This window comes from Pseudomonas jilinensis (assembly GCF_003586265.1).
GTDB classification, from domain to species: Bacteria; Pseudomonadota; Gammaproteobacteria; order Pseudomonadales; family Pseudomonadaceae; genus Halopseudomonas; species Halopseudomonas phragmitis.
In genome coordinates this window covers 70266-84815 of record NZ_QJSA01000003.1, presented here as the reverse complement: position 1 = coordinate 84815, position 14550 = coordinate 70266, and the positions used below count along the sequence as shown (strand labels likewise).

Below are 14550 nucleotides of genomic sequence, written 5' to 3'. Positions count from 1 at the left end.
ACATAACTGGCAAGTTTGTCCGACAAATGGTAGGGAGATTTCGGGCGATTGACGGGGTTTTGACTGCTTTTGGCGAGTTTCAGTATCTTGCTGGAAATATGACGCGGGCGAGGGCTCGCCCGCGTCATCCGTGGAGTTAGTCTTCGAGCATGGCCTTATTGCGCACCGCACCCTTGTCGGCACTGGTGGCCAGCAGGGCGTAGGCCTTGAGCGCAGTAGTCACCTTGCGCGGACGTTGTTCAGCCGGTTTCCAGCCCTTGGCGTCCTGTTCGGCACGGCGTACGGCCAGTTCCTCATCGCTGACCAGCAGGTTGATGCTGCGCTTCGGGATGTCGATCAGGATTTTGTCGCCGTCACGCACCAGGCCGATGGCGCCGCCGGCAGCCGCTTCCGGCGAGGCATGACCGATCGACAGGCCCGAGGTGCCGCCCGAGAAGCGCCCATCGGTCAGCAGGGCGCAGTCCTTGCCCAGGCCTTTGGATTTCAGGTAGCTGGTTGGGTAGAGCATTTCCTGCATGCCCGGGCCGCCCTTGGGGCCTTCGTAGCGGATAATGACAATATCGCCCGCTTTGACCTCGTCGGCCAGAATACCTTTGACCGCGCTGTCCTGACTTTCATAGATCTTGGCCCGGCCTTCGAATACATGGATGGATTCATCCACGCCGGCAGTTTTCACTACGCAGCCATCTTCGGCGATGTTGCCGTAGAGTACCGCCAGGCCACCTTCCTGCGAGTAGGCATGGGCAACACTGCGGATGCAGCCGTTTTCACGGTCATCGTCCAGACTGTCCCAGCGAGTGCTCTGGCTGAACGCTACCTGGGTCGGGATACCGGCCGGACCGGCCTTGAAGAAGGTGTGTACGGTCTCGTCGTCGGTCTGGGTGATATCCCACTGGGCGATAGCTTCCTCCATGCTCGGGCTATGCACGGTCGGTACATCGGTGTGTAGCAGCCCGCCGCGGGCCAGCTCACCGAGGATCGAGAAGATCCCGCCGGCGCGGTGCACGTCTTCCATGTGGTACTTCTGAATGTTCGGCGCCACCTTGCACAGTTGCGGCACCTTGCGCGACAGCCGGTCGATATCACGCAGGTCAAAGGCCAGTTCGGCCTCCTGGGCGGCGGCCAGCAGGTGCAGGATGGTGTTGGTCGAGCCACCCATGGCGATATCCAGGGTCATGGCGTTCTCGAAAGCCCTGAAGCTGGCGATATTGCGCGGCAAGACGTTCTCGTTGCCTTCGGCATAGTACTGACGGCACAGGTCGACGATCAGTCGGCCAGCGCGCAGGAACAGTTGCTCGCGATCGCTATGGGTGGCCAGGGTCGAGCCGTTACCCGGCAGTGACAGGCCCAAAGCCTCGGTCAGGCAATTCATTGAGTTGGCGGTGAACATGCCCGAGCAACTGCCGCAGGTCGGGCAGGCGCTGCGCTCGTACTCGGCGACGGTTTCGTCTGAGCAACTGTCGTCGGCGGCGGCGACCATGGCATCGACCAGATCCAGGCCGTGGTTGGCCAGTTTGGTTTTGCCGGCTTCCATCGGTCCGCCGGAGACGAACACCACCGGAATGTTCAGGCGCAGCGCGGCCATCAGCATGCCGGGGGTGATCTTGTCGCAGTTGCTGATGCAGACGATGGCGTCGGCGCAGTGAGCGTTGACCATGTACTCGACCGAGTCGGCGATGATCTCGCGCGAGGGCAGCGAATAGAGCATGCCGTCGTGACCCATGGCGATGCCGTCATCTACCGCGATGGTGTTGAATTCCTTGGCCACGCCGCCGGCTTTTTCGATTTCCCGCGCGACCAGTTGACCCAGATCCTTCAGGTGCACGTGGCCGGGCACGAACTGGGTAAAGGAGTTGGCGATGGCGATGATCGGCTTCTTGAAGTCCTCGTCCTTCATCCCGGTGGCACGCCACAGCGCGCGGGCGCCGGCCATGTTGCGGCCGAAGGTGGAGGTTTTCGAGCGGTAATCAGGCATGACGGTGATCTCGTTGTGTTCCGTAATCTGTCAAGCATACCAATTCGGCGAGTGGCTTGCAGTAGCGGGGAGACGGTGCTATTAGGTCTGGCTCTTTTTATTTCTATAAAGAATATAAAAATTCCAAAATAGTATTTATGGTTATAATTGGGCTGATCTAGTATCTGCTCGTCGACACCCGCGTGGTGTTGTCCATAACGAACTTCGGAGCCAGCCATGACCGCTACCAACACTGTTAATGCGGCGGCGGATGACCAGCGGGTGATAGCGGCGATTGCCGAGGCGTTGAAGAACATTCAGTTCGGCGCCGTGGAAATCACCCTGCATAACGGTCAGGTGGTACAGATTGAACGCAAGGAAAAGTTTCGCTTTCAATCGCCGCCGACCAGGACGTCCTGAAGCACCCGACCACGGGATATTGTCGCCAGACCCCTAAACAACCCCGCCGACTGGAACACCAGAGGCGTGTGAAGCCAACACGTAACTACTATTGGAGCTTCCCATGACCTCGCTCGCTTATGCCGGTCAACGCTGTCGACCCTGTAGCCGCGCTTCTCACCGAATGTGATCGCTGAGCGTTCACACCGTACCCCAGCGCCATCTTGGCGCTACGAGAAATGTATCTGCAGAGTGCACACACCATGAAAAAGTTTTTCCGCAAGACCCTGATTGCTGGCGGCCTGGCCGCTCTGGTATCCGCTTCGGCCCTTGCCCAGACGGTCAACCTATTCAATGTGTCCTATGACCCTACCCGTGAGTTCTACCGCGAGTACAACACTGCGTTCAGCCAGTACTGGCAAGAGTCCAAGAGGCAGCGTGTCAACGTGCGTCAGTCGCATGGTGGCTCCGGCTCGCAGGCGCGCTCGGTGATCGACGGGCTGGATGCCGATGTGGTGACCCTGGCGCTGGCCTATGACGTGGATGCGCTGCGCCAGAACGGTGAGCTGATTCCCGATGGCTGGCAGGATCGGCTGGAACGCAACAGCTCGCCCTATACCTCGACCATCGTGCTACTGGTGCGCAAGGGCAACCCGAAGAACATCAAGGACTGGGACGACCTGGTGCGCGATGACGTGCAGGTAATTACTCCCAACCCGAAAACCTCCGGTGGGGCCCGCTGGAACTACCTGGCGGCCTGGGGCTATGCGCTGAAACAGAACGGCGGTGACCAACAGAAGGCCTACGACTTTGTTCGTCAGATCTATGCCAACGTCCCGGTGCTGGATCCGGCGGCCCGCGGCGCGACCAACACCTTTGTCCAGCGCGGAATTGGTGATGCCTTTATTGCCTGGGAAAACGAGGCTTTCCTTGCGGTAGAGCAGCTGGGTCAGGGCCAGTTCGAGATCGTGGTGCCCTCGGTAAGCATTCTGGCCGAGCCGCCGGTCACCGTGGTGGACAAGAATGTTGATCGCAAGGGCACCCGCGAGGTCGCCGAAGGCTATCTGCAGTACCTGTACAGCGATGAAGCCCAGCGTTTGGCCGGCAAGCATTATTACCGTCCAAGTGATCCGAAAATCGCTGCCGAGTTCGCCGATCGCTTCCCTAGCGTCGAGTTCTTTACTGTCGATGAGGTGTTTGGTGGCTGGCAGAACGCGCAGGACACTCACTTCAACGATGGTGGCCAGTTCGACAGCATCCTGGAATCGATTTCCCGGCGCTGACAACGGCTGAAACCAACCCGGGCGCCATACGCCCGGGCTTTTGTCTGAGGTGATCTATGTCCCTGGCTGCAAAGAAGCGCCGCGTCATACCCGGTTTCGGGCTGACCATGGGCTTTACCCTGTTGTACCTGAGCTTCATCTTTCTCATTCCAGTGGGTGGCCTGCTGCTCTACACCTCGCTGATGAGCTGGGATGACTTCTGGCGCGCTGTCAGCCATCCGCAGGTGGTGGCTTCCTACAAGCTGTCGTTTGGCGCCTCGTTGATCGGCGCCACCATCAATCTGGTGTTTGGCGCGCTGGTGGCCTGGGTGCTGGTGCGTTACAGCTTCCCCGGCAAGAAAATCGTTGATGCGCTGGTAGACCTGCCGTTTGCCCTGCCAACCGCAGTGGCCGGGATTGCGCTGGTGACCCTGTATGCCTCCAGCGGCTGGGTCGGCCAGTACCTGCAGGTGGCCGGGATCAAGGTGGCCTACACCCAGCTTGGTGTGGTGGTGGCGCTCACCTATATCGGCCTGCCCTTTGTGGTGCGCACCGTGCAACCGGTGCTGGAAGACCTGGAGGCTGAACGCGAAGAGGCCTCGGCCAGTCTGGGCGCCAGCCGCTTTACCACCATCCGCCGGGTGATTCTGCCGGCACTGTTGCCGGCGCTGCTGACCGGTTATGCCCTGGCTTTTGCCCGCGCGGTGGGTGAGTACGGCTCGGTGGTGTTCATTTCCGGCAACATGCCCTACCGCACCGAGATCACACCGCTGCTGATCGTCGCCAAGGCCGAACAGTACGACTACAACGGCGCCGCTGCGATCGGTACGGTGATGTTGCTGGCGGCCTTTGCCCTGCTACTTCTGATCAATGGTCTGCAATGGTGGACCCAGCGTCGCGGCCTGTGAGGACTCTCCTGTGACAACACAAACCTCTACTTATGTAGCCAATCCTGAACTGGCCGCACGCTGGCGCCGCGCCACGGAAGAACCGCTGTGGGTGCGCTGGACCTTGATCGGTATAGCCCTGACCTTTCTCGCGCTGTTTTTGGTACTGCCGCTGGCGGTAGTGCTGTATGGCGCCTTTGAACAGGGGCTGCAGGTCTGGTGGGCAGCGATCAACGAGCCGGATGCGCTAGCCGCCATCCGGCTGTCGTTGCTGGTGGTATTGATCGTCGTGCCGATCAACATGGTGTTTGGCGTGGCGGCGGCCTGGGCGATTGCCAAGTTCGAGTTCCGTGGCAAGCCGATTCTGATATCACTGATCGATATGCCCTTTGCCATCTCGCCGGTGGTGGTCGGGCTGATCTTCGTCATCCTGTTCGGCTCCCAGGGCTGGCTTGGTCCTTGGCTGGCGGCCCATGACCTGCGGATCATTTTTGCCGTCCCCGGCATCATCATCGTGATCGCCTTCGGCACCTTGCCGTTCATTGCCCGCGAACTGATCCCGCTGATGCAGCAGCAGGGCAAGGAAGAGGAGGAAGCCTCGCTGACCCTCGGGGCCAGCGGCTGGAAAACTTTCTGGTACGTAACCCTGCCGAATATCAAGTGGGGCCTGATCTACGGGGTGATCCTGTGTAACGCCCGGGCGCTGGGTGAGTTCGGTGCAGTAGCCGTAGTTTCCGGGCGGATTCGCGGTGAAACCAACACCATGCCGCTGCACATTGAGGTGCTTTACAACGAGTACATGTTCACCGCCGCCTTTGCCGTGTCGTCACTGCTGACCGGGCTGGCGCTGGTGACCATTGCAATCAAGAGCTTTGTCGAGTGGCTGGATGAGCGTCATGCGCAGGCTTGAGCCTTACCACCAGCAGGTCGTTATTGCGGGGAGGCGCTTTATGCCGACGCGGCAATCCATGCCTAGCAGCAATGCGGTGCCTATGGATTGCCACGCCTCTATGAGGCTCGCAATGACGCCCCCCCACACACGTCATTGCGAGGAGGCGTTTTTGCCGCCGCGGCAATCCATGCCTGGCAGCAATGCGGTGCCTAGGATTGCCACGCCTCTACGAGGCTCGCAATGACGATGTCTATTTATTCCCGGGACGAAAATCCAAATGAGCATTGAAATCGATCAGGTCAACAAACGCTTCGGCGACTTCGTCGCCGTCGACAACGTCAGCCTCACCCTCAATGACGGCGAGCTGACCGCATTGCTCGGGCCGTCGGGCTCCGGCAAGACCACCCTGCTGCGGATCATCGCCGGGCTCGAACAGCCAGACAGCGGTCGCATCCGTTTCCACGGTGAAGACACCACTGACCTGCACGTCAGTGACCGCGGGGTGGGTTTCGTGTTCCAGCACTATGCGCTGTTCAAGCACATGAGCGTGTACGAGAACGTGGCCTACGGGCTGACCGTCAAACCGCGCCGTCAGCGCCCGAGCAAGGAAGAGATTCGCAAGAAGGTCATGCACCTGTTGGAAATGGTGCAACTGGACTGGACCGCCGATCGCCTGCCATCGCAACTGTCCGGCGGCCAGCGCCAGCGGATTGCCCTGGCTCGGGCGTTGGCAGTCGAACCTAAGGTACTGCTGCTGGACGAACCCTTTGGTGCACTGGACGCCAAAGTGCGCGCCGAGCTGCGCCGCTGGTTGCGCCGGCTGCATGACGAGATTCATGTGACCAGCGTGTTTGTCACTCACGATCAGGAAGAGGCACTGGAAGTATCTGATCGGGTGGTGGTGATGAACCATGGCAAGGTTGAGCAGGACGGCAGTCCGGAGAGTGTTTACGACAACCCGGCCAATCCGTTCGTTTACCAGTTCCTCGGCAACGTCAACCTGTTCCATGCCCGGGTGCACGACGGCATTGCCCGTATCGGTGATCTGCGTCTGGATGCGCCCGAATATGCCGGCCAGCGCGAGAGCCAGGCGCTGGCCTATGTCCGCCCGCACGACATCGAAGTGCTGGGTGGTCGCAGCGAGGGCGCTCTGCATGCCGAGATTGAGCTGGTTTCGGTAGTCGGGCCGACCGTGCGTCTGGAACTGCGCACCGACAACAGTGAGCGTGTCGTACACGCTGAACTGCCCAAGCACCGGTTTCGTGAGCTGGGGTTGGTACAAGGGGGCGATGCCTGGATCAGGCCGGTGAACACTCGGGTGTTTCTTGAGGATGGTGAGCTGAACTCACCTGGCTGAAGAGCAGTAAAAGAGTGGGGCAGGGCTGGATCAAGGGCGGGTAACCGGCTAGGGTTGTGCTTCTACAGCGATCCACTCTGAGGAAGTCATGAGCAACGGCGTTTACACCCCACCCCGGGTCTGGACCTGGGACAAGGCCAACGGTGGCCAGTTTGCCAATATCAACCGGCCGGTGGCCGGGCCGACCCACGAGCGCGAGCTGCCGCGTGGCAAGCATCCGTTGCAGTTGTATTCGCTGGCCACGCCCAACGGGGTCAAGGTCACTATCCTGCTCGAAGAGCTGCTTGAGCTTGGCATCCAGGCGGCGGAATACGATGCCTGGCTGATCCGCATCAACGAGGGCGACCAGTTCGGCTCGGGTTTTGTCGAGATCAACCCGAACTCGAAGATTCCGGCACTGCTCGACCAGAGCATGAACCCGCCGCTACGGGTGTTCGAGTCCGGCTCAATCCTGCTGTATCTGGCCGACAAGTTCGGTGCTTTTATCCCCCAGGACCTGGCCGGGCGCACCGAGTGCCTGAATTGGCTGTTCTGGCAGATGGGCAGCGCGCCGTTTCTTGGCGGTGGCTTTGGCCACTTTTACGCCTATGCCCCGGAGAAGTTCGAATACCCGATCAATCGCTACACCATGGAGGTCAAGCGCCAACTGGACGTACTCGACCGGCAACTGGCCGAGCAGCGCTATGTCGCCGGTGACCAGTACAGCATTGCCGATATGGCGATCTGGCCCTGGTATGGCGGGGTGGTGACCAATCAGGTGTATGGCGCCGCCGAGTTCCTCGACGCGCAGGGTTACAGCCATGTGCTGCGTTGGGTCGAGGAGGTTGGCCAGCGACCGGCGGTGCAGCGCGGGCGGATGGTCAATCGGACCTGGGGCGATGCAGACCAGCAGTTGCCGGAACGCCATGCCGCCAGCGACTTTGCCGGTTTGCGTGGGCAGCAGGGCTAACGGCCATGTGCGAGCTGCTGGGCATGAGCGCCAATGTTCCCACCGATATCTGCTTCAGCTTTTCCGGGCTGATGCAGCGCGGTGGGCGCACCGGGCCGCATTGCGATGGCTGGGGTGTGGCGTTTTATGAGGGCCGTGGTGTTCGCTGTTTTCATGACCCGGCGCCATGCCACAGCTCGGCGATTGCCAGGCTGATCGAAAGCTATCCGATCAAGTCCGAGAATGTCATCTGCCATATTCGTCAGGCCAATGTCGGGCGAGTCAGTCTGGCCAATACCCATCCATTTACCCGCGAGCTGTGGGGGCAGTACTGGAGCTTTGCCCACAATGGCCAGCTCGAGGGTTTCGTTGCCCAGCCCGGCCCGTTCCAGGCCGTTGGCGACACCGACAGCGAAGCCCTGTTCTGTGATCTGCTCAACCGCCTGCGCAGCCAGTTCAGTCAGTTGCCCGAACAGGCAGCACTGATGCAGGCCATCACCCGCGCCTGTACCGACTATGCCAGCCAGGGTGTCTGCAACCTGCTGCTGAGCAATGGCGACTGGCTGTTCACTCTCTGCACCAGCAAGCTGGCCTGGATTACCCGGCGGGCGCCCTTTGGTGCCGCGCAACTGAGTGACCTGGAGCTGGTGGTCGATTTTGGCGAGCACACCACTCCCAACGATGTCGTCACGGTGATTGCCACCGAGCCATTGACCAGCAACGAGCAGTGGACGCTGTACCAGCAAGGTGAGTGGCGGCTTTGGCACGGCGGAGAAACGCTGGCGTCGGGGCAGCTTGAGCTGGTTTGATTCCGGTATTGCTCATGCGCGAGAACTTAGCCTTGAACTTGTTTGGGGCAATTATGCCGGCGACCTATTGGTCGTCGGGCAGGTTGAGATCACCAGCCCGGATCAGGCCGTCGCGGCTGACCAGCAAGGCGAAATGCACGACGTTCTCCAGCTCCCGAGTGTTGCCAGGCCAGGTATGCGCCTGCAGGCGTTTAGCTGCGTGGTCATCGAACAAAGGGACAGGCAGTTCCAGACGCTGGGCATACATGGCGAGAAAGTATTCGGCCAGCGGAAGAATGTCGGCAACCCGCTGGCGTAGTGGCGGCAGCGCCAGGAAGCCTTCGTTCAGATATTCGTACAGATGCGCGTTGAATGTTCCGGCTTCAACGGCTCACTCCAGATCAATGCTTGTGGCCACAACCAAGCGGACATCCACGGGGGTTGCGTTGCTGGCGCCTACCCGCAGAATTTCACGTGTTTGCAGGGCGGTCAGTAGCTTGCGCTGCAGGTGTTTGGGCAGATCGCCAATCTCATCCAGATACAGGGTGCCGCCGTTGGCAGACCCGTACCAACCGGTACGGCCGGCCTGACTGCGGACAGGGTGGCTGGGAACATAACCGAACAGTTCAGCTTCAGCCTGGTTGCCGATCAGGGCGCCGCAATTCACCGCCACAAATAGGCCTTGGCGCGCACTGGAGCGATGGATCTGGCGGGCCAGCAGTTCCTTGCCGGAGCCGGTTTCGCCCTGGATCAGAATAGGCAGCCCGGAAGGAGACAATCGTTCAAGTTCGCGGTGCAACTGCTGCGAGCGCGGGTCGACGAAGACCAGGGCCTTGGCGCGGATGCTCAGCGGGCTTCGGTCAGCGTCGGTAAAGGTCAGCAGGGCGCCTTCAGGGCCGGGAGATGGCATGGTGAGTCACTCCGTCAGGCCCGTTGCCGGGCCTGCTGTTCAATAAAATGCTGTAGTTGGTACAAATACCGGAAGCCGCCACTCCAGTGGGTAAAGCCGGCGCTGACATTGATATGGCCGGCCTGCTCAAGAATCACGCTGTGGCTGGCCCAGGACTGACTCAGTTCAATGGCGCGTTGCGGGCTGGCTGCCGGGTCATTGCTGGAGCCAACCAGCAGGCTAGGGAACGGCAACGGCTGCTGCGGAATCGGAGCGAAACCCTGAAGGGCTGGCGGGCAGTTCTCGCGCTCGACATCGGCCGGGGCAACCAGCAGGGCACCGCGAACCTGGGCCAAGGAACGGGCTTTGCTGCGACTGGCCCAGTGTGCGACGGTAATGCAGCCCAGGCTATGAGCAATCAGGATCACCGGTGTTGGTTCGGCCGTGATGGCGTGCTCCAGCCGGTCAATCCAGGCGTGAGGGTCGGGGTGTTGCCAGTCCGCTTGTTCCACGCGAGTAGTGTTGGGTAGTACCTGTTGCCAGTGGGTCTGCCAATGCTCGGGGCCGGAGCCCTGCCAGCCAGGCAGGATCAGATAGCGGGTAAGGGAGCTGGTCATGGTCATAACCTTTGCTATTTCAGAATGGCTCCAGTGTACGGTTTTTGGGGTCTAACAATAAGGAATATAAAATTATTTGCTTATTCTCATTTTGGAATAAAAAAGGCTCCAATAACGGAGCCTTTTTCGTTGCCAGGGAAGTTACAGCAATACGATGTTGTAGCTGATGATGGCCCTGACTTCGTCGATATCACGTTGCCCGGTGACATTGCTGCGCAGGCTGGCATGACGCAGCGACAGGCCAACATTCTTGAACAGGCCATCCTGGATGGTGTAGTCCAGGCGCAGGTCGCGCTCCCACTCGTTGTTGGCCCCGGAGACGTTGCTCTTGACGTTGCTGCCGCGCAGGTAGGTGGCGTTGGCGCGCAGGCCAGGTATGCCGGCCTGGGCGAAGTCGTAGCCATACCGGCCCAGCCAGGTGCGCTCGCCGGCACGCTGGAACTTGCCGATTTGCGAGTCGGTGATCAGGTAGGCAGTGGCGCCGTCGCCGTTGTTGATGAACGGGAAGTCGCTGTTGCCGCTCAGGTGCTGGTAGCCCAGCCCCAGGCTGTGGCCGCTCAGGCTGTAGGTGAACAGCGCGCTGGCGGCGCGGTTGTCGACCTTGCCGTTGTTGTTGACACCGCGTGCAGCGTAGCCCGCTTCCTGGCGCTTGTTGGCGCCATGGGCGTTGCTGTCGAAGTAGCGCAGATCGGTGCTGAGCTTGCCGGCACCGAGCCCTGTGTTGTGGACTGCACCGAGGTAATGCTGGCGGTAGTAGTCCTGCAGCTCTGCAAAGAAGTAGCTGGTGGTCAGGTTGCTGGTCAGCCTGTAGTCGCCACCGGCATAGCGGAACTGGTTGACCCGCTGGCTGCCGCCGGCAATGGTCAGGTTCTCATAGTCGCTGGAGGCCCGACCGCTGGCGCGCTCGATCTGACCCAGGTGCAGGGTCAGGTTGTCGATGTCGTTGGAGGTCAACTGGCCGCCGCGAAAGGTTTGCGGCAGCAGGCGGCCGTCATTCAGGCTCAGAACCGGCAGGCGTGGCAGCAGGGCGCCAATCTTCAGCTCGGTTTCGGCGACCTTAAGCTTGCCGGTCAGGTCCAGGCGGCTGAAGTTGCTGACCGCGCTGTTATCGCTTTTGAGCGGGAATACCGTACCGGGGTTGCGGCTGCGCCCGGCTTTGTCGGTGCGCCCGCCAGAGTCCAGGCGCAGACCCAGTTGCCCCAGTGCGTCGAGCCCGAGGCCGATGGTGCCCAGGGTATAGCCGGACTGGAAGTTGAGCAAAAAGCCTTGTCCCCACTCTTCGGCTTTGGAGGGCGCAGCGCTGCCGCTGCGGTTGTCCTGGTTGATGTAGAAATTGCGCAGGCCAAGGCTGGCCTTGCTGTCTTCGATGAAACCGCCCTCGGCCAGGGCGCTGGACGTAATGGTCAACAGGCCAGCGGCCACGGCGCTGGCGATCAGAGTTCTTTTCATGGTGTGCTCCAGACAAACGAAATTGGCAGAATGGCGCGGCAGTGAGGTTCGTGGTCGAGTGCGTGACTGGCCGGCATCAACACAGGTTGATGCCGGTAACATAAATGAAATGCTAAAAAGCCAAAAAGAATAAAAAGTAATTTGCTTATTCTTTATGAGATCGACTTTTCAAACACTTTGGAATTGCGCTGGTAGTTGTACAGCGAGGCACGCTTGGCTGGCAGGCGCTCCACTGAACTGGGGACGAAGCCGCGCTCGCGGAACCAGTGCGCGGTGCGGGTGGTGAGCACGAACAGGGTATCCAGGCCGAGCTTGCGGGCCTGAGCCTCAACGCTGGCCAGCAACTGGTCGCCGCGCCCACCGTGGCGGTAATCCGGATCGATGGCGACGCAGGCCAGTTCGCCGCTGCGCGAATCATCCAGCGGGTAGAGGGCTGCGCAGCCGATGATCATGCTGTCGCGCTCGATCAGGGTGAACTGGCCGATCTCGGTTTCCAGCACTTCGCGCGAGCGGCGCACCAGAATCCCGGCCTCTTCGAGCGGGCGCAGCAGTTCGAGCAGACCGGCCACATCGTCGATGGTGGCCGGACGGATCTGCTCAAAGGCTTCCTGGCTGACCATGGTGCCGCCGCCATCGCGGGTAAACAGCTCGGTCAGTACTGCGCCGTCCTCGGCGAAGCTAACAATATGACTACGCCGCACACCACCGTCGCAGGCTTTGCAGGCAGCCTTGAGCAGGCTGCCGGGCAGACTGTTGCCCAGCGCCTTGAGCAGCGCCGTGGCCCGTGTTGGCTTGAGTTCACGCAGCAATTGGCCGTCGGCATCGAAAATCCCGGTATCGGGGCCGAGCAGAATCAGTTTGTCGGCGTTCAGCGCAGCGGCGGCGCTGGTGGCGACATCTTCGCAGGCCAGGTTGAACACCTCTCCGGTCGGCGAGTAACCGATGGATGACAGCAACACGATCGACTGCTCATCCAGGTGCTGACTGATCGCCTTGCGGTCGATCCGGCGTACTTCACCGGTATGGTGGAAGTCGACCCCGTCGACCACGCCAATCGGCTTGGCGGTGACGAAGTTGCCACTGACTACCCGTAGCCGCGAGCGCTGGCCCGAAGGCGCGGTGCACAGCCGCGCCTCGATGGCGATACGCAGACTGCCGACCGCATCCATCACGCAGGCCAGGGTATCCAGATCGGTGATGCGCAGGTCATTGTGATAACGCGAATCCAGGCCGCGGGCCTTGAGCCGCTCCTCGATTTGCGGGCGCGAGCCATGCACCAGCACCAGACGCACGCCGAGACTGTTGAGCAGCATTACATCGTGGATGATATTGATGAAGTTCGGATGCGCCATGGCCTCACCCGGCAGCAGCACGACGAAGGTGCAGTCCCTGTGGGTGTTGATGTAAGGCGTCGAGTGGCGGAACCAGTTGACGTAGTCGTGCATGCGTGGTGTTCCGGGCAAAACGCCAGTGTAGGGAGTTTGGCTGCTCGCCATCAAGTGTATCATTGGCTCCATGGCCCTTCGAACAGGAGCGTTCAACATGCCGCAATCGACCCCGGACTATGTCGTTGTCAACACCGCTTCAGCTGCGGTAGACCGCCTGGCTGCACTTTACCGACAGGCAACCAAGGCTTTGGGCCAGGCCTTGCATATGTATCTGCATGAACGGCGGCAGCCGAGTGCCGAGCAATTACGCCAGTTCTGCTACCCGGCGCTGCGACTGACCTATGCCGCCCATAGCGAACCCCCGGCCACAGTACGGGCCTTTGCCCGAGTACAGATTCCCGGGACCTATGCGGTGACCGTTACCCATCCAGAGGCCTTTCGCAGTTACCTGCTGGAGCAGTTGGAACCTCTGCTGAAGGACTTCGAGGTACGTCTGGAGGTTGGGCTCAGTGATCAGCCGATCCCTTATCCCTATGTGCTGGCCTATGACGAACTGTCGCGCTCCGGGATTGCCGCAGGCGAGCTGGCGCGGGTGTTTCCCGGAACCGATCTGTCGGCGATCAGCGACAATGCCGCCGACGGGCTGGATGACTGGACCCAGATGGACCCCTTGCCGCTGGCGCTGTTCGATGGGGCGCGGGTGGATTTTTCATTGCGCCGGCTGGTGCACTACACCGGCAGCGACTGGCAGCACGTGCAGCCCTGGATCCTGTTGACCAACTATCATCGCTACGTCGATCAGTTCATCCGTTACGGGATGGACATGCTGCTCAGCGAGTCGCGCTTCACCACGCTGGTACTGCCGGGCAACGTGCTGATCGAGCGCGGCATGGCCGAGGATGACATGCAGGCTGTGGTCGACAGCGTGGCCTGGCACCGCTTTCAGATGCCGGCCTACCACCTGCTGGCCAGCGATGGCGATGGCATCACTCTGGTCAACATCGGCGTCGGGCCGTCCAACGCCAAGAACATCACCGACCACCTGGCGGTGCTGCGTCCGCATTGCTGGCTGATGATCGGCCACTGTGGCGGGTTGCGCCAATCCCAGGCGATTGGCGACTACGTGCTGGCCCATGCCTATATGCGTCGTGACGGCATCCTCGATCGGCTATTGCCGCCACATATTCCGTTGCCGGCCCTGGCCGAAGTGCAGCAGGCCCTGCAGGCGGCAGCGGCGCTGGTCACAGGCGATCAGGGCGACGCCCTCAAGCGCAGGCTACGTACCGGCACGGTACTGACCTACGATGATCGCAACTGGGAACTGCGCTGGGCTCAGGAGCGACCGCTGATCAATCAGGCCAGAGCCGTGGCGGTGGATATGGAAAGCGGCACCATCGCTGCTCAGGGCTATCGCCTGCGGGTGCCCTACGGCACCTTGCTGTGCGTGTCCGACAAGCCGCTGCACAGCGAGATCAAGTTGCCGGGCGCGGCCGGGGCTTTCTATCAGCGGGCGGTCAACCAGCACCTGCATATCGGCATCGCGGCACTGGATCTGCTGCGCAGCCAGGTCAACTCATTGCATTCGCGCAAGCTGCGTAGCTTTGATGAGCCGCCGTTTAGATAAAATGTTAATTGGTTCTCTATTTATGTAGCAAAAGATTGTCACTTGTCAGGTAAGGCATTAAGTTCGCCAAGCTTGGTTGGTGATGCAATAGTGCTATCAAGGGTGTGCTTGGAGCT

General features: G+C 60.7%; 12 protein-coding genes and 1 pseudogene. 8 read left to right on the top strand and 5 right to left on the bottom strand.

Features of this window, described 5'->3' with window-relative positions:
• Window positions 1–136: 136 nt before the first annotated feature.
• Window positions 137–1975, bottom strand: coding sequence for a dihydroxy-acid dehydratase (gene ilvD, locus C2846_RS03915; protein ID WP_080049468.1), 1839 nt, complete (start codon window positions 1973–1975; stop codon window positions 137–139).
• 216 nt (window positions 1976–2191) lie between these two features.
• Between ilvD and C2846_RS03910 the strand changes: the two genes are divergently transcribed.
• The 7 genes from C2846_RS03910 (at window position 2192) to C2846_RS03880 (ending at window position 8488) form a co-directional block, all read left to right on the top strand.
• Complete coding sequence (locus C2846_RS03910) at window positions 2192–2374, top strand: DUF2292 domain-containing protein (RefSeq protein ID WP_080049469.1); 183 nt, start codon at window positions 2192–2194, stop codon at window positions 2372–2374.
• Between the two features lie 242 nt (window positions 2375–2616).
• The gene (locus tag C2846_RS03905; protein WP_119700846.1) at window positions 2617–3636 is read left to right on the top strand and encodes a sulfate ABC transporter substrate-binding protein; all 1020 of its coding nucleotides are present in this window, start codon (window positions 2617–2619) and stop codon (window positions 3634–3636) included.
• A gap of 62 nt (window positions 3637–3698) precedes the next feature.
• Window positions 3699–4523 carry a sulfate ABC transporter permease subunit CysT gene (gene cysT, locus C2846_RS03900; protein WP_373279488.1) on the top strand — a complete coding sequence of 275 codons (825 nt, stop codon included), beginning with the start codon at window positions 3699–3701 and terminating at the stop codon, window positions 4521–4523.
• Between the two features lie 49 nt (window positions 4524–4572).
• On the top strand, window positions 4573–5412 hold the full coding sequence (gene cysW, locus C2846_RS03895) for a sulfate ABC transporter permease subunit CysW (protein WP_119700845.1): 840 nt from the start codon (window positions 4573–4575) through the stop codon (window positions 5410–5412).
• A 259-nt stretch (window positions 5413–5671) separates the two neighbouring features.
• Complete coding sequence (locus C2846_RS03890) at window positions 5672–6751, top strand: sulfate/molybdate ABC transporter ATP-binding protein (protein ID WP_119700734.1); 1080 nt, start codon at window positions 5672–5674, stop codon at window positions 6749–6751.
• Window positions 6752–6839: 88 nt separating this feature from the next.
• Window positions 6840–7700 (top strand): glutathione-dependent disulfide-bond oxidoreductase, encoded by an 861-nt coding sequence (yghU, locus tag C2846_RS03885; RefSeq protein ID WP_119700733.1) that lies wholly within the window; start codon window positions 6840–6842, stop codon window positions 7698–7700.
• Window positions 7701–7705: 5 nt separating this feature from the next.
• Window positions 7706–8488 carry a class II glutamine amidotransferase gene (locus tag C2846_RS03880; RefSeq protein WP_119700732.1) on the top strand — a complete coding sequence of 261 codons (783 nt, stop codon included), beginning with the start codon at window positions 7706–7708 and terminating at the stop codon, window positions 8486–8488.
• Between the two features lie 64 nt (window positions 8489–8552).
• On the opposite strand, the pseudogene C2846_RS03875 reads toward C2846_RS03880, so the two are convergent.
• From C2846_RS03875 to argA, 4 genes and pseudogenes are all read right to left on the bottom strand, one after another.
• Window positions 8553–9377: pseudogene (locus C2846_RS03875) on the bottom strand (sigma 54-interacting transcriptional regulator).
• 14 nt (window positions 9378–9391) lie between these two features.
• Window positions 9392–9973, bottom strand: a complete 582-nt coding sequence (locus C2846_RS03870) for an RBBP9/YdeN family alpha/beta hydrolase (RefSeq protein WP_080051659.1) — start codon at window positions 9971–9973, stop codon at window positions 9392–9394.
• Between the two features lie 141 nt (window positions 9974–10114).
• Window positions 10115–11422 (bottom strand): OprD family porin, encoded by a 1308-nt coding sequence (locus C2846_RS03865; RefSeq protein ID WP_080049476.1) that lies wholly within the window; start codon window positions 11420–11422, stop codon window positions 10115–10117.
• 152 nt (window positions 11423–11574) lie between these two features.
• Window positions 11575–12867 (bottom strand): amino-acid N-acetyltransferase, encoded by a 1293-nt coding sequence (gene argA / locus C2846_RS03860; protein ID WP_080049477.1) that lies wholly within the window; start codon window positions 12865–12867, stop codon window positions 11575–11577.
• Window positions 12868–12964: 97 nt separating this feature from the next.
• Between argA and amn the strand changes: the two genes are divergently transcribed.
• Window positions 12965–14434, top strand: a complete 1470-nt coding sequence (gene amn / locus C2846_RS03855; RefSeq protein ID WP_119700731.1) for an AMP nucleosidase — start codon at window positions 12965–12967, stop codon at window positions 14432–14434.
• Window positions 14435–14550 lie beyond the last annotated feature (116 nt).

Bases quoted from the DNA above. Each gene is read 5' to 3' on its own strand.
- ilvD (WP_080049468.1), bottom strand. From the start codon at position 1,975: ATGCCTGATTACCGCTCGAAAACCTCCACCTTCGGCCGCAACATGGCC.
- C2846_RS03910 (WP_080049469.1), top strand. From the start codon at position 2,192: ATGACCGCTACCAACACTGTTAATGCGGCGGCGGATGACCAGCGGGTG.
- C2846_RS03905 (WP_119700846.1), top strand. From the start codon at position 2,617: ATGAAAAAGTTTTTCCGCAAGACCCTGATTGCTGGCGGCCTGGCCGCT.
- C2846_RS03890 (WP_119700734.1), top strand. From the start codon at position 5,672: ATGAGCATTGAAATCGATCAGGTCAACAAACGCTTCGGCGACTTCGTC.
- yghU (WP_119700733.1), top strand. From the start codon at position 6,840: ATGAGCAACGGCGTTTACACCCCACCCCGGGTCTGGACCTGGGACAAG.
- C2846_RS03880 (WP_119700732.1), top strand. From the start codon at position 7,706: ATGTGCGAGCTGCTGGGCATGAGCGCCAATGTTCCCACCGATATCTGC.
- C2846_RS03870 (WP_080051659.1), bottom strand. From the start codon at position 9,973: ATGACCAGCTCCCTTACCCGCTATCTGATCCTGCCTGGCTGGCAGGGC.
- C2846_RS03865 (WP_080049476.1), bottom strand. From the start codon at position 11,422: ATGAAAAGAACTCTGATCGCCAGCGCCGTGGCCGCTGGCCTGTTGACC.
- argA (WP_080049477.1), bottom strand. From the start codon at position 12,867: ATGCACGACTACGTCAACTGGTTCCGCCACTCGACGCCTTACATCAAC.
- amn (WP_119700731.1), top strand. From the start codon at position 12,965: ATGCCGCAATCGACCCCGGACTATGTCGTTGTCAACACCGCTTCAGCT.